Source organism: Sinomonas cyclohexanicum (assembly GCF_020886775.1).
Taxonomy (GTDB): domain Bacteria; phylum Actinomycetota; class Actinomycetes; order Actinomycetales; family Micrococcaceae; genus Sinomonas; species Sinomonas cyclohexanicum.
This window is the reverse complement of sequence record NZ_AP024525.1, coordinates 3,249,355-3,268,047: the sequence shown is the minus strand read 5'-3', so window position 1 is coordinate 3,268,047 and position 18,693 is coordinate 3,249,355. Positions and strand designations below refer to the sequence as shown.

The 18,693-nt window shown below is 71.1% G+C and carries 15 protein-coding genes; 11 read left to right on the top strand and 4 right to left on the bottom strand.

Annotated elements, in window-relative coordinates:
- Positions 1-6: 6 nt before the first annotated feature.
- Positions 7-2,001, bottom strand: coding sequence for a polysaccharide lyase family protein (locus tag SCMU_RS15520; RefSeq protein ID WP_229230006.1), 1,995 nt, complete (start codon positions 1,999-2,001; stop codon positions 7-9).
- 407 nt (positions 2,002-2,408) lie between these two features.
- Here SCMU_RS15520 and SCMU_RS15515 point away from each other — a divergent pair, with 407 nt between their 5' ends.
- From SCMU_RS15515 to SCMU_RS15495, 5 genes are all read left to right on the top strand, one after another.
- Positions 2,409-3,623, top strand: a complete 1,215-nt coding sequence (locus SCMU_RS15515) for an ABC transporter substrate-binding protein (protein ID WP_229230005.1) — start codon at positions 2,409-2,411, stop codon at positions 3,621-3,623.
- Entirely contained in the window at positions 3,620-4,345 is a 726-nt protein-coding gene (locus SCMU_RS15510; protein WP_229230004.1) for an ABC transporter ATP-binding protein, read from the top strand. Before SCMU_RS15515 ends, SCMU_RS15510 begins: the two co-directional genes overlap by 4 nt.
- Positions 4,335-5,288 carry an ABC transporter permease gene (locus tag SCMU_RS15505; RefSeq protein ID WP_229230003.1) on the top strand — a complete coding sequence of 318 codons (954 nt, stop codon included), beginning with the start codon at positions 4,335-4,337 and terminating at the stop codon, positions 5,286-5,288. Before SCMU_RS15510 ends, SCMU_RS15505 begins: the two co-directional genes overlap by 11 nt.
- Entirely contained in the window at positions 5,285-6,604 is a 1,320-nt protein-coding gene (cobA, locus tag SCMU_RS15500; RefSeq protein WP_229230002.1) for a uroporphyrinogen-III C-methyltransferase, read from the top strand. The genes SCMU_RS15505 and cobA overlap by 4 nt, the downstream gene beginning before the upstream one ends.
- A gap of 139 nt (positions 6,605-6,743) precedes the next feature.
- Positions 6,744-8,177 (top strand): FAD-dependent oxidoreductase, encoded by a 1,434-nt coding sequence (locus SCMU_RS15495; protein ID WP_443020335.1) that lies wholly within the window; start codon positions 6,744-6,746, stop codon positions 8,175-8,177.
- 94 nt (positions 8,178-8,271) lie between these two features.
- On the opposite strand, the gene SCMU_RS15490 is transcribed toward SCMU_RS15495, so the two are convergent.
- Positions 8,272-9,705 carry a PucR family transcriptional regulator gene (locus SCMU_RS15490; protein ID WP_229230001.1) on the bottom strand — a complete coding sequence of 478 codons (1,434 nt, stop codon included), beginning with the start codon at positions 9,703-9,705 and terminating at the stop codon, positions 8,272-8,274.
- 125 nt (positions 9,706-9,830) lie between these two features.
- Between SCMU_RS15490 and gabT the strand changes: the two genes are divergently transcribed.
- From gabT to SCMU_RS15465, 5 genes are all read left to right on the top strand, one after another.
- Entirely contained in the window at positions 9,831-11,189 is a 1,359-nt protein-coding gene (gabT, locus tag SCMU_RS15485) for a 4-aminobutyrate--2-oxoglutarate transaminase (RefSeq protein WP_229230000.1), read from the top strand.
- A 122-nt stretch (positions 11,190-11,311) separates the two neighbouring features.
- The gene (locus SCMU_RS15480) at positions 11,312-12,187 is read left to right on the top strand and encodes a universal stress protein (protein ID WP_229229999.1); all 876 of its coding nucleotides are present in this window, start codon (positions 11,312-11,314) and stop codon (positions 12,185-12,187) included.
- A gap of 46 nt (positions 12,188-12,233) precedes the next feature.
- Complete coding sequence (locus tag SCMU_RS15475; RefSeq protein WP_229229998.1) at positions 12,234-12,662, top strand: OsmC family protein; 429 nt, start codon at positions 12,234-12,236, stop codon at positions 12,660-12,662.
- 96 nt (positions 12,663-12,758) lie between these two features.
- On the top strand, positions 12,759-13,487 hold the full coding sequence (locus tag SCMU_RS15470) for a hypothetical protein (RefSeq protein ID WP_229229997.1): 729 nt from the start codon (positions 12,759-12,761) through the stop codon (positions 13,485-13,487).
- 411 nt (positions 13,488-13,898) lie between these two features.
- On the top strand, positions 13,899-14,861 hold the full coding sequence (locus SCMU_RS15465; RefSeq protein WP_229229996.1) for a type IV toxin-antitoxin system AbiEi family antitoxin domain-containing protein: 963 nt from the start codon (positions 13,899-13,901) through the stop codon (positions 14,859-14,861).
- 98 nt (positions 14,862-14,959) lie between these two features.
- Here SCMU_RS15465 and rarD read toward each other — a convergent pair whose 3' ends face one another.
- Positions 14,960-15,943 carry an EamA family transporter RarD gene (gene rarD / locus SCMU_RS15460; protein WP_229229995.1) on the bottom strand — a complete coding sequence of 328 codons (984 nt, stop codon included), beginning with the start codon at positions 15,941-15,943 and terminating at the stop codon, positions 14,960-14,962.
- Positions 15,944-15,971: 28 nt separating this feature from the next.
- Positions 15,972-16,736, bottom strand: a complete 765-nt coding sequence (locus tag SCMU_RS15455; RefSeq protein ID WP_229229994.1) for an ABC transporter permease — start codon at positions 16,734-16,736, stop codon at positions 15,972-15,974.
- A 62-nt stretch (positions 16,737-16,798) separates the two neighbouring features.
- Between SCMU_RS15455 and SCMU_RS15450 the strand changes: the two genes are divergently transcribed.
- Positions 16,799-18,292 (top strand): FAD-dependent oxidoreductase, encoded by a 1,494-nt coding sequence (locus SCMU_RS15450; RefSeq protein ID WP_229229993.1) that lies wholly within the window; start codon positions 16,799-16,801, stop codon positions 18,290-18,292.
- Positions 18,293-18,693: the final 401 nt, after the last annotated feature.

Below are 18,693 nucleotides of genomic sequence, written 5' to 3'. Positions count from 1 at the left end.
CGGTGTCTACCGTGCGGCCCCCTCGCTCACCTGGAGCCTGATCGAGTCGTACATGATCCCGGCCATCGGCTGCATCCAATTGTCGGAGGTCGGCGCCTGGGGTCTCCCCGCGGGGGCAAGTGTGATCACGTTCTCGCCGTCGCGCAGGAGCGCAGCGGGGAAGGTGATCGTCGGAATCTGGCGGTACATGGACCGCGCGACAAGACGGTACGAGGCATTGTCGCCGGGCACCCCGGGAAGGGGGTCCGCCGAGGAGATGACGGTGCCGTTCAGTGTCACCTTCAGGGTCGCGAACACCTGGGCCGCGAGCGCGATGTCGAGAAACCCCGTTCCGCCCGCATAGCGGTGTGCGTCGAATCGGATCGTCCACGTCTCGAGGCTGCGGTCCGGGGTCGTGCCGCGCCAGGAGAGCTGAGCATCCGTGCCCGGTGTCCTGAGGGCCGGGTGGAAGTAGTTCCAGCCCTTCGCGGGGTCATCGACCCCGACCTTGAAGTCGACGCCGTTGGGGAACTCGTAAGGGTACTCGAGCCATGTCAGGGTCCGCCGGAAGCCGTCCCGCCCGCCGTGGACATGGAACTCCTCGGAGGAGCGGTCCGGAGTGCCGATCTGCCACAGGGTTGGCCCGTTCTCGACCGGATGCCACACGTGGTTGCCGGTGTCGACGGATGTCCCAGCGCGGACGGTGATCCCTGCGCGCCGGTACTCGCCCATGGCGCCCTTGGTGAAGGCCGCAAGCGTGTAGGTACCCGGGCGTACCGCGGGGATCGTGAAGCGGCCGTCGGGGCCGATCTCGGCGGAGTAGATGTAGTCCAGATTCAGGTACTGCCAGTCGTCGCCGTCGAGGGTCAGGCCCTGGTACTGACGGTCTGGGCCGGGCTGATAGAGCACGGCCCAGCCGTTGTCCACGGCGCCGAGGGTGGCGACGGTGAGCTTGCCGGACACGGTGGACCGCTCGGCGGCCGCATACGCCGGATCTGAGACCCACGCGTACGGCCACGCCGCGGCCTCGTGTGCGGCGGCGCGCTTCGCATCGTCCCAGAGAGCGGCGACATTTGCCGTCTCGTCGCCGACCGAGGCCTCGGAGACGTGAAGGTAGAACGGCCCGTAGACCTTCTCCCACCCCTTGGACGGTGTCGCCTCAGGCTCCCCATAGTGGCTGGTGAGAGGGTGCCACAGCAGGATCATGCCGCTGTAGTAGTCATGGCATGTCAGTTCTTGCCGGGTCGGCCCCCCGAAGGCCTCTTTGCTCGCTTGCACGAGGGAGAGGCCCACCTTGCCGTTCGAGATCATGAAGACGTGGTTGTTGCCTTCGAGGTTCGAGGAGTTCTGGTACTTCGACCAGATCGAGCCGTCTGGAAGCGCGTATGTCGTGTCCTGCAGCGTGGTCCAGTGCGCGGCGTCGGCGAGGCTTGGCCGCTGCTGGATTCCCCGTTCGTCGTCGACGACGAACCAGCGGAACGCCGGGTCGTCGGCGGCGAAGGCGTATCGCAGCTGGCCGAACGAGAGCCCATCCGGCATCGTGTCGGGGTACTTGGCGATCCAGTACTGATGGAGCCCGGACGCGCCCCGCTCGAGTGCGATGCGGATGTCCAAGTAGAAGGTCAGTCTGGCCGGGTTGTTCGACAGGACCGATATCTCGATTCGGTCGGCCGACTGGCTCACCACGCGGAATGCGGCGCCTGACATGCCAGCGGCACTCGCCGAGCCGGAGTAGTTGAATGTCGTGTAGCCGTGCCCGTGCGAACCGCTGAGCAGGTTCATGTCGCCGTTGCCCTGAGTGCTGCCGATGAGGCGAAGGTCGCGGATCTCCGCGGTGGATTTCACTATGGTGAACTGGACGATTCCATTCGCCAGCGTCACCGAGGCCCCGTTGTCGGTGAGAGTGACTTCCTCTCCGGGGGCAGCTGACGCTGAGGTCGCGGACCTGAGGGGAAGGGCGGCCGCGCCGGCGGCGAGTCCCATGAGCCCGAGGACGCTGCGGCGGCGGATAGGGGTGGTCATGTGCGGGTGTCTCCTTTGGCATCGTTGCCTGATCAAGGACATTCCCTGGACTGCTGCCCGCCGAGCAGTTCGGTGATATGGCGACGGCGGGGACAGGCCGGAAAGCGTTGGAGTCTCGGGAAACCGCTTTCTGAATTGAAACGTTAAAGTCGAAACGGTGTGAGGTCAAGGGTGCCCACGTGGCATCCGGTCGTTGACGGGCCAGCCACTCGGGCCACGTGTGACGCCTCGTGACGCAACGTGAACGCCCATGACCGGAGCCTTGGTCGAGCCTCGGCTGGAACGCATGCTTGAACGCATGACCTCGCAGAACACCACCCGGACGGCGGCGCGAATGCCCCGATGTCGGGCCCGTCGATAGGCCCCATCCCGAGACCTGACGACCAGCGAGACCAAGGATCTGACCGATGAGCCAGAGCACCGGCACGACCGGGACGAAGAGCCCGCCCAGCACCCCCGGAACCATCCGCATCACCGCCGATTCAGCACCCCGACGACGCCGCGGCCGCACGCTGGGGATCGCGGCCGGCGTCGTGCTCCTCCTCGGGGCCGGGACCGCGCTCGTTGCCGCCCTCGGCGCAGGCCAGCGGCCGGGGGCCGCCGCCGTCAGCGACGCCGCCGGGACCCCCGCGCCGCAGCTGCGGCTCGGCTACTTCGGCAACGTGACGCACGCCCCCGCGCTGATCGGCGTGCAGGAGGACCTGCTCGGCACCGCACTCAAGGACGCCGGCACGCCGGAACTGTCCACGCAGGTGTTCAACGCGGGCCCCGCGGCGATCGAGGCGCTCAACGCCGGCGCGATCGACGCCGCCTATGTGGGCCCTAACCCGGCCATCAACTCGTTCGTCCAGAGCCACGGCGAATCGGTCGCCGTGATCGCGGGTGCGGCGGCCGGGGGCGCGCAGCTGGTTGTGAAGGCCGGCATCACGAGTCCGGACCAGCTCAAGGGTGCCGTGCTTGCCACGCCGCAGCTCGGCGGGACCCAGGACGTGGCCCTCCGCGCCTATCTCGCAGGGAAGGGCCTCAAGACCAGCCCCAACGGCGGCGGCGACGTCACCGTCAACCCGACGGACAATGCCCAGACCCTCAAGCTCTTCGCCGACGGCAAGATCGACGGCGCCTGGCTGCCCGAGCCGTGGGCGTCCCGCCTCGTGCTCCAGGCCGGCGCGCACGTCCTTGTGGACGAGAAGGAGCTGTGGGACGGCACCGGCACCGGCAAGCCGGGCCTGTTCCCCACGACGGTGCTGATCGTCAACAAGAAGTTCGCCGCCGACCACCCACAGACAGTCCAGGCGCTCCTGAAGGGCCATGTTGCGGCGATCGACTGGCTCAACCGCGCCTCCCCGGCCGAGCGGGCCGCCGCCGTGAACGCTGGCCTCAAGGCGGCCGCGGGCGCCGAGCTTCCCGCGAACGTCCTCGAGAGGTCCCTCGCGAACATCACGTTCACCGCCGACCCTCTCGCGGGGGCCTTCCCGAAGCTCCTGCATGACGGCGTGACCGCCGGCGTCACCAAGGATGCCGACCTCCACGGGCTCTTCGACCTGCGAGGCCTCAACGAGGCCCTCGCCGCCGCAGACCATCCGCCGGCCAGCGCCGCGGGCCTCGGACAGGAGACGCGATGACGGTGCTGCTGGAGAACCTCGGCAAGCGGTTCGGCGACGGTGCCCCCGTCCTCGAGGGCGTGACCGCGAGCATCGCCCAAGGCGAGTTCGTGGCGCTCCTCGGCGCGTCCGGCTGCGGCAAGTCCACCCTCCTGAACATCATCGCCGGCCTCGAACGCCCCACCGCCGGCGCCCTCGAGGTCCCCGCGGACGGGGCCGCATTCATGTTCCAGGACGCCGCCCTGTACCCGTGGCTGACGGCCCGCGGCAACGTGGAGCTCGCCCTGCGGCTCCGGGGCGTCCGCAAGGCCGAGCGCCGCGCCCGGGCCACCGAGCTCCTCGAACTCGTGCGCCTCGGCGAGGCCGCCGACCGTCGCCCCCACGAGCTCTCCGGCGGCATGCGCCAGCGCGTCGCCCTCGCACGGGCCCTCTCGCAGGACCGCCAGGTCCTCCTCATGGACGAGCCCTTCGCCGCCCTCGACGCGATCACCCGCGACCTCCTCCACGAGGAGCTCACCCGGATCTGGCGCGAGACCGGCCGGACGATCATCTTCGTCACCCACAACGTCCGAGAGGCCGTGCGCCTCGGCCAACGCGTCCTGCTCCTCTCCTCCCGCCCCGGGCGGGTCGTGGCGGAGTGGGCCGTGGACGAGGCGACGAAGCACGACGCCGGCGCTTCCGCCACCCTCGCGAACGAGCTCACCTCCCGCCTGCGTGAGGAGATCGCACGCCATGCCAAGTAACCCCACACTCGAGAAGGACCGCGTGCCCGGGCAGGCGACCGACGCGCCCGAGGCGAGTGCCGCCGTCGTGCGCGGGCCTGGCGCGGGGAGCGGTGCGGACCTCGCCGCCATCGAGGCCGGCCTCGACCACCTCCAGTCCGAGACGACGAAGCGCAGCCGCGACTGGACCCGCGTCCTGCTGCCGCTCGCCGCGGTCGCCGCGCTCCTCATCGCGTGGCAGCTCTACGTGAGCCTGGGCTTCAAGCGCCGCGACCTCGTGCCCGGCCCGCTCGACGTCGCGGCGTCCTTCGGAGCCCTGTGGGCCGAGGGCCGCGCGCAGGAGGCGGTCCTGACGTCGCTGGGCCGCGGCCTGCTCGGCTTCGCCGTGAGCGTCGTGGTGGCGACCCCGCTCGGGCTGCTGCTGGGCCAGGTCAGGCCCCTGCGCCGCGCTTTCGGGCCCCTCATCTCGGGGCTGCAGGTGCTGCCCTCGGTGGCGTGGGTGCCCGCCGCGATCATCTGGTTCGGGCTCACCGACGCGACCGTGTACTTCGTGGTGCTCATGGGCGCGATCCCCTCGATCGTCAACGGGCTCGTGGCCGGGATCGACCAGATCCCGCCGCAGTACCGGTCGGTCGCGAAGGTCCTTGGGGCGTCCAGGGGCGAGCTGGCCCTGCGGGTCATCCTGCCGGCAGCCCTCCCCGGGTACGTGGCCGGGCTCAAGCAGGGGTGGGCGTTTTCATGGCGCTCCCTCATGGCCGCGGAGATCATCGCGGTGGGTGGCACGCTCGGGTTCGGGCTTGGATCCCTCCTCGACCAGGGCCGCACGCTCAGCGACATGGGCGTGGTCATGAGCGCGATCCTCGTGATCCTCGCGGTCGGCATCGCGATCGAGCTGGCCGTCTTCTCACCCCTCGAACGGCGGCTCCTCGCGAGTCGCGGACTGCTATCAGGAGGCACCCGATGAGCGGCATCGACCTGTACCCCACCTCGCTGCGCCTGCTCGGGCGGGACGTCCTCGTGGTCGGCGGCGGCGCCGTCGCCGCGCGGCGCGCCCGCGGACTGCTCGACGCCGGCGCCAAGGTGACCGTCGTGGCGCCCGAGGCGGGGCCCGACGTCGTGCACCTCGCCGAGGCCGGACTCGTCGCGTGGGTGCGTCGCGGCTATCAGACGCGCGATCTGGACGGCGTGTGGTTCGTGCAGACCGCCACGGGCCTGCCGGCCGTCGACGCGCGGGCGGCCGCCGAGGCCGAGGAACGGCGCATCTGGTGCGTCAATGCCGCGGACCACGAGGCCTCAGCCGCGTGGACCCCAGCTGTGGCCCGCGTCGACGACGTCACCGTCGCCGTCAACGCCGGCGGCGACCCGCGCCGCGCCAAGGCGCTCAAGGACGCGATCGTCCTCGCCCTGCGGACGGGGCGCCTGCCGCTGCGCCGGCACCGGAAGGCGGCTCCCGGTGATTCCGTGGATTCGGTGCACGACGGCGCTCGGCCGGCTCCTGCTGGTTCCTTCCCTTCCGCTCCGGTCCCTGTGGGACGGGTCGCCCTCGTGGGCGGCGGCCCCGGCGACACCGGTCTCATCACGGTGCGCGGGCGTCAGCTCCTGGCCGAGGCCGACGTCGTCGTGGCGGACCGGCTCGGCCCGCGCGGGCTCCTGTCCGAGCTGGGGGAGGGCGTGCGCGTCATCGAGGTCGGCAAGGCCCCCGGCGCGCATACCGCCACCCAGGACGAGATCAACGCGATCCTCGTGCGGGAGGCGAAGGCGGGGAACGCCGTCGTGCGCCTCAAGGGCGGCGACCCGTACGTCCTCGGCCGTGGCGGCGAGGAGGCGCAGTACTGCCGCGAGCGCGGCGTGGACGTCGAGGTGGTGCCGGGCGTGACAAGCGCGGTGTCCGTGCCCGCCGCCGCCGGCATCCCGGTGACGCACCGCGGCCTCGCGACCGGGTTCTCGGTGGCCACCGGACACGACGAGCTCCTGGCCGACGGAGCGCTTCCCGCCCGACCCGACCACACGATCGTCCTGCTCATGGGCGTGCGGCGCCTCGCCGAGTCCGTCGCCACGCTGCGCTCGCGCGGCCTCGGCGGGGACACGCCCGCGGCCATCGTGGAGCGCGGGTGGACGCCCGAGCAGCGCGTCACCATCGCGACCCTCGATACGATAGTGGACCGTGCCCGCGCCCTCGGCGTCGCGAATCCGGCAGTGATCGTGGTCGGCGACGTCGTGCGTGTGAGCCCCTACGCCGCCGGCCTCTTCTCCGCGGCCCCTGCACTGCAGGCCCCCTGATCCCCTAAACCCCGTGACCTCCAGAACTAACCGAAGGAACACAGCCGTGTCGAACACCCCTGAGTCCTCCAGCACAGCACCGGGCTCGGCCCACAACGCAGCCCGTGGCTCTGCCGACCGCCCGTCACAGCAACGTCCATTGCGAGTCGCCGTCGTGGGCTCCGGCCCCGCCGGGGTCTACGCCGCCGACCTGCTGACGAAGAGCGCGCCCGTCGCGTCCGGCGAGCTGACCCTGAGCATCGACCTGTTCGACCGCTACCCGGCGCCGTACGGGCTCATCCGCTATGGCGTGGCGCCGGACCACCCGCGGATCAAGGGGATCGTGAACGCCCTGCACAAGGTGCTGGACCGCGGCGACATCCGCTTCTTCGGCAACGTCGAGTACGGCACGGACCTCAGCCTCGGCGACCTGCAGCGCCACTACGACGCGGTGATCTTCGCGACCGGGGCCATCAAGGACGCGGACCTGAACATCCCCGGGGTCGAGCTCGAGGGCTCCTTCGGCGCGGCCGACTTCGTGTCGTGGTACGACGGCCACCCGGATGTCCCGCGCGAGTGGCCGCTTCAGGCCCGCGAGGTCGCTGTCATCGGCAACGGCAACGTGGCCCTGGACGTGGCACGCGTCCTGTCCAAGCACGCCGACGAGCTGCTCGTCACCGAGATCCCGGACAACGTCTACCGGATCCTCAAGGAGTCGCCGGTGACGGACGTGCACGTGTTCGGGCGCCGCGGCCCCGCGCAGGTCAAGTTCACGCCGCTCGAGCTGCGCGAGCTGTCCCACTCGCACGACGTGGACATCGTCCTGTACCCGGAGGACTTCGAGTTCGACGAGGCCTCCGACCGCGAGATCCAGACCAACAACCAGGTCAAGACCATGGTCGGCACGCTGACCAACTGGATCGCGGAGCAGCCCGATGACCCGGCCGAGCTCACCGCCTCCCGCCGCCTGCACCTGCACTTCCTGCAGAGCCCGGTCGAGATCGTGGACTCGCCCGAGACCCCGGGGAAGGTCGCGGGGATCCGCTTCGAGCGGCAGGAACTCGACGGGAGCGGCTCCGTGCGGGGCACCGGCGAGTTCGTCGACTACCCGGTCCAGGCCGTGTACCGGGCGATCGGCTACTTCGGATCGTCGCTCCCCGATGTCGAGTTCGACCACCGCCGCGGCGTCATCCCGAACGACGGCGGCCGCGTCCTGGGCGCCGACGGCGCCTTCGTGCCCGGCGTCTACGCGACGGGCTGGATCAAGCGAGGGCCGGTCGGCCTCATCGGCCACACGAAGGGCGACGCGCTCGAGACCATCACCCACCTCCTCGCCGCCCGCGAGGAGCTCCCCGTCGCGGACGTGCCGGAACAGGACGCGGTGGCGGCCCTGCTTGCGGAGCGCGGCGTCGAGTACACCACGTGGGAGGGCTGGCTCGCCCTCGACGCGCACGAGAAGGCCCTCGGCGCCGCCGCCGAGCCCGCCGTGACGCACAAGGGCGCCGTCGCCCGCGAGCGCGTCAAGGTCGTGGCACGAGACGAGATGGTGGGAATCTCCAACGGAGCCGCGATCACGGGCGCCCCGGCCAGCTAGCCCCTCCGTCTGGGAGTCACCTCCTGGGAGTCACCTCCCGGGGCTACCCACGGGACCTGACGTTCAGGAGGTGACTCCCAGACGGGCGGGGGAGTTAGGCCCGTGCGACCTTCTTCACCGCGAGGGCCAGGAACAGCTGGACGCGATCGGCGGTGACGGCCGGGTCGTAGCCGGTCAGCTCGGCGATCTGCCCCAGCCGGTAGCGCACGGTGTTCCGGTGCAGGTTGAGCTGCTCGGCAACCTGCGCCACCGACCCGTTGAGCGCCAGGTACGTCTCGAGCGTGTGCACAAGCTCGGCCCCGTGCTGCCGGTCGAACCGGGTGATGGGCCCGATCGCCTCGCCGGCCATGTCCGCGAGCGGGACGTCCTCGCTCGCGAGCAGCAGCGAGGTGATGCTCAGCCGCTCCGGCTCGTTGACCTCAAGCCCGCGCCCGGCGGCCTCCTTCGCCTCGAAGTAGCTCCACCGCACGCCGTTCGGCTTCGTGTAGGACCCGCCGATCCCGATCGTCGCGTGGATTCCCGCCTCGGTGAGGTGGTCCGCGAGGAGGCGTCCCAGCTTCGGCGCGCGGGCGCCGTCGTCCTCCACCACCACCACGAGGTCACGGTCGAGGATCGCGGTCACGGCGCCGTCGAGCGCCGCGGGCAGGGTGGCTCCGCGCAGGTTCTTGTAGTGCGCGGCGGACTCGGCGAGGAGCACCACGTTGCGCCGGGTCGAGTTCACATCGATCCCGGCGAGGCGCCGCGACGCCTCGTCGGTCTCGAGGGTCCCGCGCACGACGTCGTTCATCACCTGCCCGGCGAGCGCCCGCTGGGCCTGGCGCTGCTTCATCAGGTTGTTGAGCTCGATGCTGATGAGGTTCCGTGCGTACGAGATGATTCCGGTGTCCTCGAAGGGCTTCTTGGCCCACAGGGTGCACGCGTCGCGGCGGCCGGTCGGAACGGGAAAGGGCACCCAGCGGTCCATGGTGGGCATCCCGGACTCGGCGCTCGAGGAGTAGAGCTGCGCGGTGAACTGGGTCAGGACGAGGTCGGTGCCGAGCATCGCGCCCAAGCGCTTGAGAAGGTCCTGGAGGCCGCCGCCGGTGAGGAGGGACCGCGCGAGGACCTGGTGCGCGGCGATGAGGCGCTCGAGGCTCGCGTAGTGGTCCGCAGAGTGGGAGTCGGCCACGAGCTTACCGAGGGCCATGAACGGGGTCCGGTAGGGGACCTCGAGGACAGGCACGCCCCACCGGTTGGCCTCCGCGATGAGGGCGGACGGGATCTCGTCGTGGCCGAGGGCCACGCCGAAGCCGATTCCCAGGGCCCCGGCGCGCTTGAGCACGCGCACGAAGCGGCGCTGGTCCGTGGCGGTGCGCAGGCGGACCCCGGTGGTGAGGACGAGCTCGCCGCCGGTGAGGAACGGGGCCGGGTTCTCGAGTTCGGTGACGGCCACCCAGCGGATCTCGTCGTCCTTGCTGACCGCGGCGGAGCCTGCGAGCCGGAGGCCGAGTTCGGCGTGCGTGAGGAGCTCCGCAAGGGTCAGTGCCATGTGTCCCACTATAGGGAAACGGGCTGGTTGATCGCACTACGTGCCAGAGGGGGAATCGTGCGATCGGCCATTCTCTGTGTGGCTCACCTCGCATTAGTTTGAGACGGACGAAAGGAACCCGACCCATGGACATCCAGTACCGCCTCGAGCAGAAGCGCAAGGTCCTCAAGGACTTCCCCGGCCCCAAGTCCCTCGAGCTGGCCGCCCGCCGCGCCCAGGCCGTCGCCGCCGGTGTGGCCTCCTCCGTGCCGGTGTACGTCGCGGATGCCGATGGCGGCATCATCCACGACGTGGACGGCAACTCCTTCATCGACCTGGGCTCCGGCATCGCCGTGACCACGGTGGGCGCCTCCGACGCCGCGGTGGTCGGCGCGGTCAAGGAGCAGGTGGAGCACTTCACCCACACGTGCTTCATGGTGTCCCCGTACGAGGGCTACGTGGCCGTGGCGGAGAAGCTCAACCAGCTGACTCCCGGCGAGCACGCCAAGCGCACCGTCCTGTTCAACTCCGGCGCCGAGGCCGTCGAGAACGCCGTCAAGATCGCCCGTATCGCCACGGGCCGCAGCGCCGTCGTCGCCTTCGACCACGCCTACCACGGCCGCACCAACCTCACGATGGGCCTCACGGCCAAGGCCATGCCGTACAAGCACGGGTTCGGCCCGTTCGCCGGCGAGGTCTACCGCGCCCCCATGAGCTACCCGTTCCGTGAGGAGAACCCGCGGATCACGGGCAAGGAGGCCGCGGAGCGCGCCATCCTCATGATGAGCAAGCAGATCGGCGCCGACCAGATCGCGGCCATCATCATCGAGCCCATCCAGGGTGAGGGCGGCTTCATCGTCCCAGCCGACGGCTTCCTGCCCCGGCTCGCCGAGTTCGCCAAGGAGAACGGCATCGTCTTCATCGCGGACGAGGTCCAGTCCGGCTTCGCCCGCACGGGCGAGTGGTTCGCCGTCCAGCATGAGGGCGTGGTCCCGGACCTCATCACCACCGCGAAGGGCATCGCGGGCGGCATGCCGCTCTCGGCCGTGACGGGCCGTGCGGAGCTGCTCGACGCCGTCCACGGCGGCGGGCTCGGCGGCACCTACGGCGGCAACCCTGTCGCGTGCGCCGCCGCCCTGGCCGCGATCGAGACGATGGACTCCCAGGACCTCCGCGGCCGCGCCCGCGAGATCGAGAAGACCGTCAAGGATCGACTTGCCAAGCTGCAGGCGGAGCTCGGCATGAGCGGCATCATCGGTGACATCCGCGGTCGCGGCGCGATGCTCGCGCTCGAGTTCGTCAAGGCCGGCAGCGGCTCGGCGAAGGTCCCGGACGCCGAGGCGACCAAGAAGATCGCCGAGTACTGCCTCAAGGAGGGCGTCATCATCCTCACGTGCGGCACGTATGGCAACGTGGTCCGCCTGCTGCCCCCGCTCGTGATCAACGACGAGCTGCTCGCCGACGCGCTCGACGTCCTCGAGGCGGCGATCCGCTCCGTGGCGTAGGGCGCGCTGAGCGGCAGCGCCCGGTAGAGTCGGCGGCATCAGCCGCAGACCGGACGAGGGCGCCCGGGACTCCCGGGCGCCCTTGCCGTCTGCCGTGACTCGACCTACGAAAGGCACAGGCCATGCGTTATGTCGTCGGATACCAGCCGGACCAGCGTGGTGCGGATGCCGTGGCGTTGGGCGTCGCGATCGCACGGGCGCAGGGCGCCTCGCTGGACCTCATGCTCGTGCTCTCCGAGGATGCCCCGTACATCGCGGCAAATCCGGACGGCCCGCGGGTCCATTCTGCGGAGCAGCAGACCCTGACGGCCCAGCGGGAGGCCCTCGCGCTGGTCCCCGAGGACGTCGAGGCGACGTTCCACGTCCGCCACGGCCGCTCGTTCGCCGCGACGCTCATCGAGGCGGCCGTCGAGTTCGAGGCCGCGCTGATCGTGGTCGGCGCCGCGAGCAACGGCCTGTTCAAGAGGTACACGGTGGGCTCGGTGGCGAACGCGCTCCTGCACGCCTCCCCGGTCCCCGTGGCGCTCGCCCCGCGGGGCTACCACCGCACGGATCCGATCGAGCGGATCACCGCGTTCATCGGCGAGCGCGAGGGCTCAGAGGCCGCGGTCGACGTCGCGCTGGTCGCCGCCGGTCGGCGCAACGTCCCGCTCCGCTTCGTCTCGCTCGTGGAGATCGACGAGCGGGCCGACGAGTTCGGAGAGAACATCAACGCCGCCCACCGCCATGCCAACACCGTGCTCACGGCCGCGGCCAAGCGGCTTCCGGAGGGCCACGAGGCGGGCGTCGAGGTGGCGCACGGCCGCACGTTCGAGGAGGCCGTGGACAGCCTCGACTGGCTCGACGGCGAGCTCGCCCTCGTCGGCTCGAGCCGGCTCGCGCAGAAGAACCAGCTGTTCCTCGGCTCCACCGCGAACAAGGTGCTGCGCGCGCTGCCGGTGCCCATGGTTGTCATCCCGCGCGACTACGAGCAGGTCGAGTCCCACCCCCTCGGCTAGCAGAAGCGTTCGGGGGAGCAGACCCCCAGGCATCCAGGAGGCAGCCATGGACTTCGCGGCAAGCATCACGACGGCGCCGGGTCGGGAGGGCGAGGCCGTCCCCACCGAGGGCCTCGTCATCCGCCACCACAGGACCGGCGCGGCGGAGGTGGACCTCGCGGTCCCGTCCGGCGGCCACCTCCTGCACCTGGCCATGGCCGCGTGCGTGTTCAACGACCTGCACGGCGCGGCGGCGGCCGCGGGCATCACCCTCGGGCGGGTCCAGGTCCGCGCGGACGGCGGCTTCGACGAGGCACTCACCCGCTCCACGGGCATCTCCCTGGACGTCGAGGCCGAGGGCGCGGCCCCGGCGGAGGACCTCGAGCGCCTCGTCCGCGACGTCGTCGGGAAGGCCGTGATCCTGAGGATCGTCGGGGCGTCCACCGGCGTGCGGCTCGCCTCCGTCGTGGTGCGCACGACGCCGGGCGGCGCCTGACGCTCGAGGAGGCGCGCGGCCGCCGTCGTGCGCGGCACGGGCGGCGTGGGCGGCCCGAGGCTTTACGGCCCGCGCGGGCCGGGACGACCATGGACCATGAGTGCCGAACCCCATGCCGCGCCGCCGCTCCCGGTCCCCGCGCCGGACGACACCAGCCTCGCCCCGACCCCGGCGGATGCCGCGCCGGCCACGCCCCCCGCGGTCGTGGCCCAGATCCTCGCGACCGAGCACTGGAGCCTGCTCGCGACCCGCTCGGTGCTCTGGGGAGAGCTGATGAACCGCATCAGCATCCACCTCACGGTGTCCTCGGCGGCGCTCGTCGTCTTGGCCCTGGTGGCGCAGGCGACCGGGTTCGGCGAGGGATTCTGGGTCATGGCGATCGGCCTCTCGTCGGTGCTGCTCGTACTCGGGACCCTGACGCTCCTGCGCGTCTCCCTCGGCAGCGAGGAGGACCACAACCTGATCGTCGGGATGAACCGCCTCCGGGGCGCGTACGCTGAGCTGGCCCCCGAGGTCCAGGGCAGCTTCGTGACGTCCGGGCGCGATGACAGGCAGGGCGTCTTCGACACGTACTGGATGGGGGCCACACGCGCTGTCGGCATTCATGCCGTCTCGAGCACGTCGTTCTTCCTCGCGTGCTTCAACTCCATGGTCGCGGGGACGCTCGCCGCACTCATCACGCATGCGGCAGGGGGCGGCACGGCTCTCGTCGCCGTGATCGGTGCCCTGGCCCTCGTGGCCTACCTCGGCGCTGGGACGTTCATCACCGGCAGGCGCATGCGGCGCGTGGGCCTCGCAGCGCGGTATCCCGCGGAGCGCGGCTGAGCCGCGTGGCAGACCGTACGGCAGGGGCGCCGAGACCGGCGAGGGCGGGCCGCGTGAAGGGGCGGCGGCACGCCCGGGGCCAGCATGGCCCGGGGCCCGGGGCCCGGGGCCAGCATGGCATCAGCACGGTCGGGACCAGCATGGCAGGCCGTGGGCGGTACAGCAGGCCGTGGGCGGTACAGCAGGCCGTGGGCGGCATAGCAGGCCGTGCCGCCGGCCTGTTATGCCGCCCACGGCCTCTCGCGTCGGCCGGGGCCTGCTGTGTGCCATGGAGCCTGGCGTGTCCTGGCCGCCACCTTTGGGGTGCGGTGTCGGCCACCGGTGGACTGGGACCAGGACGGGGACGACCGAGTTGTCCACATGGGCCTGAACCGAGGCGACTCCGGGGCGACCCGCCGCAAGACTCGACGCATGAGCGCTTCCCGCCTGACTGCCCTGCTCGATGTGCGATGGCCGAACGTTACTCTCGCCTCCACCCGCGACCTCGCAGCACGTGGAATCGACCATCGGGTCCTCACCGAGGCAGTCAGGCGGCAGGAGCTCGTCCGGCTGCGGCGCGGCGTGTATGCACGGCGTGCCATATGGCGTGCTCTGAGGCCCTGGGAGCAGGACCAGCTGCGGATCGAGGCGCATTGGCTGTCGACCAACGGCGCCGCCGTCTACAGCCATACCTCGGGCGCACGCGCTCACGGCCTCACCACGTGGGACGTCGGCCCGAAGGTGCACGTCACGGTGCCGTACTCCGGATCGAAGACGAGCCACGGAGCCGACGTCGTGGCACATTCGCTCGCGGTGCCCGAGATGGATCTGGCACGAGTGGCGCTCGCACCGGGCCGCATCGCCACAGCGGTGAGTGTGGAACGCGCGGTCGCGGACTGTGCCCGCATCCTGGACATCGAGCGCGCCGCGATCGTCGGAGACAGCGCACTGCGTCGAGGGGTGACGATCGAGCGGATCCGTGCTGCCGCCGAGCGGAGCGGAGCAGTGCGAGGATCGCGCAGGGTGGAGGACCTGCTTGCGGTGCTCGATGCGAGGGCCGAGTCCGCGGGCGAGACCCGGACCCGCCTTGCCCTTGCCGCGGCGGGCATTCCGGCTCCCGAGCTGCAGTACGGCATCCTCACGCCCCACGGAGTGTTCCGTGCCGATTTCGCGTGGCCCGAGCTGCTGGTGATCCTCGAGTTCGACGGCGACTCGAAGTACTTCGACTATCGCCCGACTCAGGAGGCCCTGCTGCTGGAGCGCAGGCGCGAGGTAGCACTGACGGAAGAGGGCTGGATAGTCGTGAGGGCCCGGTGGTCGGACCTCGACGCACCGTGGAGCCTGGCCGCGAGGCTCGAGGCCGCATTCGCGAGGTCGCGAAAGCTGTCAGCCTGACGGGGCGGATCGCACAGCGGGCCGCCTTGAGCGGCACGGCAGGCCTTGAGCGGCACAGCAGGCCAGCGGCACGGCCTGCTGTGCCGCTGAGGGCCTGTTTACCCGGCCCGGGAGGGCCCGCCCGCGGCTTCCGCGGCGAGTCCCGCCGCGCGCAGCGACGCACGACGGCGCCGCGCCACGAAGAGCATGTCCGCAGTCAGGACGGCGAGGGCGAGCCAGACGATCCCGAAGCCGATCCACCGCTCGGGCGCCATGTGCTCGCCGAGGACGGTCGTGGCCATGACGAACTGCAGGAGCGGGGCAATGTACTGCAGGAGCCCGACTGTGGTCATGGGCAGGCGGCGGGCCGCCGCGCCGAAGAACAGCAGCGGCACGGCCGTGATGAGGCCGCTCGAGGCCAGGAGCCAGAAGTGCCCCGCCCCGGCCCCGAACAGGGTCAGCGTCCCCGCGGCCCCTAGCCACACCATGACGCCGAGCGCCACTGGGCTCAGCACCACGGTCTCGACGGTGAGGCTCGTGACAGCGTCCACCGTCGCCCCGACGCGGTTCTTCACGAGCCCGTAGAAGCCGAAGCTGAACGCGAGGATGAGCGCGATCCACGGCACCTGCCCGTACGCCACGGTGAGCACGACGACGGCAACCGCGCCCGTGCCGACGGCGGCCCACTGGAGCGGGCGGAGCCGTTCCTTGAGCACAATGACCCCGAGCAGCACGGACACGAGGGGATTGATGAAGTACCCGAGGGCGGCCTCGATCGTGTGGCCCGTGAGCACGCCGAACGTGTACGTCAGCCAGTTCACCGCGATGAGGGCCGCCGCGAGGGCGAGGGCCCAGAACGTGCGCCCGCTCCGAAACACGCCGCCCAGCGCCCGCCACGCGCGGGTCGCGGCGATGAGCGCAAAGCACACCACAAGGGAGAACAGGACGCGCCCGGCCACGATCTCCACGGGGCCGGCCGGGGCGAGTGTCAGGAAGTACAGCGGGAGCAGGCCCCAGAGGCCGTACGCCCCGATGCCGTAGAGGAGGCCGCTCGTCGCGGGAGAGCGGGCGGCACGCTGGTCAGCTGGGGCATCGGAGGTCACGGTCACGACCGTAACAACCGGTGGGGCCTTACGGCGTATTCCGAGGCCGCCCCGGCTGACCCCACGCGCACGCCGTGCACAGCCACAGCGAGACCGCGGCGGAGACCGCATCCACGGCCAGAAGGGAGACCAGGACTACGAGCTGCACGATCGCCGCGTCAACGGGGCTGGCTCCGCCGAGCACCATGCCCACGAACGCGCCGGGAAGCGTCACCGTCCCCACGGTCCGGGTCTGGTCGAGGGGCGGCACAAGCGCCTCCCGGGCCGTGTGCCGCGCGATAAGCATCCGTGCCGCGGGCCATTCGAACCCGAGCGCCACGGCCGCCTCCACCTCGCCGCGCCGGCCAAGGATCTCGGCGGACACGCGGCGGCCGGCGAGGCTTGCCGTCGTCATCGCCCCGCCGACCTGCTGCCCGACCATCGCGATGATCGCGAGCCCCGTGAACGGCAGCACGCCGGTCAGGAGGAGCACGGCGGCGGCCGGCAGCACCCCGGCGCCGATGGGTGCAGCGGCCCACCACCAGCGCGCGCGGTCCACGCGGCGGCCGGTCGTGACAGTGGCGATCGCGAACATCAGGATGGTGAACCCGAGCGCGAGCCACGGGTTCTGCCCGAGCCGGGAGACGAGGAGGGCGACGACGGCGAGCTGGCCCACCGCGCGGAGGCTCGCCGTGAGCGGGGGGATCCACCCGCCGTCGAGCGCGTGCCGGTGGACGGCGGCCGCGAGAGCGGCGAGGATGACGACGGCGACCACCACGCCCGGCCCGAGCCCGAGGAGCGTGGACGTCTGCACGAGAACTACACTAGGAGGTTGTGCGCGGCCAACCGCGTGCAGTCCACCGGAAGGAATCCGACGTGTCCGAAGCCCCCGCCACCAGCGCTGTGCAGAGCACCGTGGTGCAACGTCCCCTGCGCGTTGCCATCATCGGCGCCGGTCCGGCCGGCGTCTACGCGGCGGACATCCTGACCAAGTCCAATGAGGTCAAGGACGGGGACGTCGAGGTCAGCATCGACCTCTTCGACCAGTACCCGGCCCCGTACGGCCTCATCCGCTACGGCGTGGCCCCGGACCACCCGCGCATCAAGGGCATCGTCAACGCACTCCACAAGGTGCTGGACCGCGGCGACATCCGGTTCATCGGCAACGTCACGTACGGACGGGACCTCACGCTCGCCGACATCCGCGGCTTCTACGACGCCGTGATCTTCGCCACGGGCGCCCTCAAGGACGCCCCGCTGGACATCCCCGGCGTGGACCTGGACGGCTCGTTCGGCGGTGCGGACTTCGTCTCCTGGTACGACGGCCACCCGGACGTGTCCCGCGAGTGGCCGCTCGAGGCCCGCGAGGTCGCGGTCATCGGCAACGGCAACGTCGCCCTGGACGTCGCCCGGATGCTCGCGAAGCACGCCGACGACCTCCTTGTGACCGAGATCCCGGACAACGTCTACCGGGCGCTCAAGGCGAGCCCCGTGACGGATGTGCACGTGTTCGGCCGCCGCGGGCCGGCCCAGGTCAAGTTCACCCCCCTCGAGCTCCGCGAACTCTCGCACGCGCGGGACGTGGACATCGTCCTGTACCCGGAGGACTTCGAGTTCGACGACGCCTCGGACGAGGCCATCAAGACCAACAACCAGGTCAAGACCATGGTGAACACGCTCGCGAACTGGATCGCCGAGGACCAGGACACGGGCGCCTCGCGCCGCCTCCACCTGCACTTCCTGCAGAGCCCCGTGGAAATCTACGACTCGCCCGAGACCCCGGGGCACGTCGCGGGCATCAGGTTCGAGCGGATGGAGTTGGACGGCACCGGCAACGTCCACGGCACGGGCCAGTACGAGGACTACCCCGTCCAGGCCGTGTACCGCGCGATCGGCTACCGCGGCTCCGAGCTCGCCGAGATCCAGTACGACGCGCGCCGCGGTGTGATCCCCAACGAGGGCGGCCGTGTCCTCGACGAGGACGGCACCCCGATGCAGGGCCTGTACACGACGGGCTGGATCAAGCGCGGCCCAGTGGGCCTCATCGGCCACACCAAGGGCGACGCCCTCGAGACCATCGGCTGCCTCCTCGAGGACCGCGACTCGCTTCCGCCGGCCGAGAACCCGGACGAGCACGCCGTCATCACGCTGCTCGAGGAGCGCGGGGTCGAGTACACGACCTGGGAGGGCTGGAACGAGCTCGACGCCCACGAGAAGGCCCTCGGCGAGGCCTGGACCAAGGCGGAGGGCGGCGCTGACACGGCCGACGGCGGTGCTGCCGCCGGCGAGGGCGTGCCGGTCGCGCGGGAACGGGTCAAGGTGGTGCCGCGCGAGGACATGGTGCGCATCTCCCGCAAACGCGGGCGCTGAAGTCTCCGCGTCACATTCGGCCAAGGGGGTAGCCCGCGCCATGGGGCGGGCATAGACTCCGGTGCACCTTGCTTAACAGCAGCCGTGGCATACCGCGGGAGGGAAGCCGATGGAAACGTCTGCCCCAGGGGCCGATTCCCCGCCGACAGCCAGCGCCTTCAAGGCGAAGCCTCGGCCGGGCCGAGCCCTGGTCGGCGCAGGACAATGGGCCCTCGGCGTCCTGGCGAGACCCGGTCCGATCAACGTCGCGGTGGGCGTAGGTATCGTAGCCGCGATCGCTGCGGGCTTCGTCGCGGTCGGGTCTCTGGCCCCGCCACCGACGGTGGCGGGGGAGGCACACCCGGTGTCTGCCCCCGGCGAGAAGGGCGCCCCTGTCCTGCCTGAGCCCGGCACCAACGATC

What these genes read in the sequence shown, in the direction of transcription:
- SCMU_RS15515 (WP_229230005.1), top strand. Translation starts at nt 2,409, where the DNA reads ATGAGCCAGAGCACCGGCACGACCGGGACGAAGAGCCCGCCCAGCACC.
- gabT (WP_229230000.1), top strand. Translation starts at nt 9,831, where the DNA reads ATGGACATCCAGTACCGCCTCGAGCAGAAGCGCAAGGTCCTCAAGGAC.
- SCMU_RS15505 (WP_229230003.1), top strand. Translation starts at nt 4,335, where the DNA reads ATGCCAAGTAACCCCACACTCGAGAAGGACCGCGTGCCCGGGCAGGCG.
- SCMU_RS15510 (WP_229230004.1), top strand. Translation starts at nt 3,620, where the DNA reads ATGACGGTGCTGCTGGAGAACCTCGGCAAGCGGTTCGGCGACGGTGCC.
- SCMU_RS15470 (WP_229229997.1), top strand. Translation starts at nt 12,759, where the DNA reads ATGAGTGCCGAACCCCATGCCGCGCCGCCGCTCCCGGTCCCCGCGCCG.
- cobA (WP_229230002.1), top strand. Translation starts at nt 5,285, where the DNA reads ATGAGCGGCATCGACCTGTACCCCACCTCGCTGCGCCTGCTCGGGCGG.
- SCMU_RS15475 (WP_229229998.1), top strand. Translation starts at nt 12,234, where the DNA reads ATGGACTTCGCGGCAAGCATCACGACGGCGCCGGGTCGGGAGGGCGAG.
- SCMU_RS15465 (WP_229229996.1), top strand. Translation starts at nt 13,899, where the DNA reads ATGAGCGCTTCCCGCCTGACTGCCCTGCTCGATGTGCGATGGCCGAAC.
- SCMU_RS15480 (WP_229229999.1), top strand. Translation starts at nt 11,312, where the DNA reads ATGCGTTATGTCGTCGGATACCAGCCGGACCAGCGTGGTGCGGATGCC.
- SCMU_RS15490 (WP_229230001.1), bottom strand. Translation starts at nt 9,705, where the DNA reads ATGGCACTGACCCTTGCGGAGCTCCTCACGCACGCCGAACTCGGCCTC.
- SCMU_RS15520 (WP_229230006.1), bottom strand. Translation starts at nt 2,001, where the DNA reads ATGACCACCCCTATCCGCCGCCGCAGCGTCCTCGGGCTCATGGGACTC.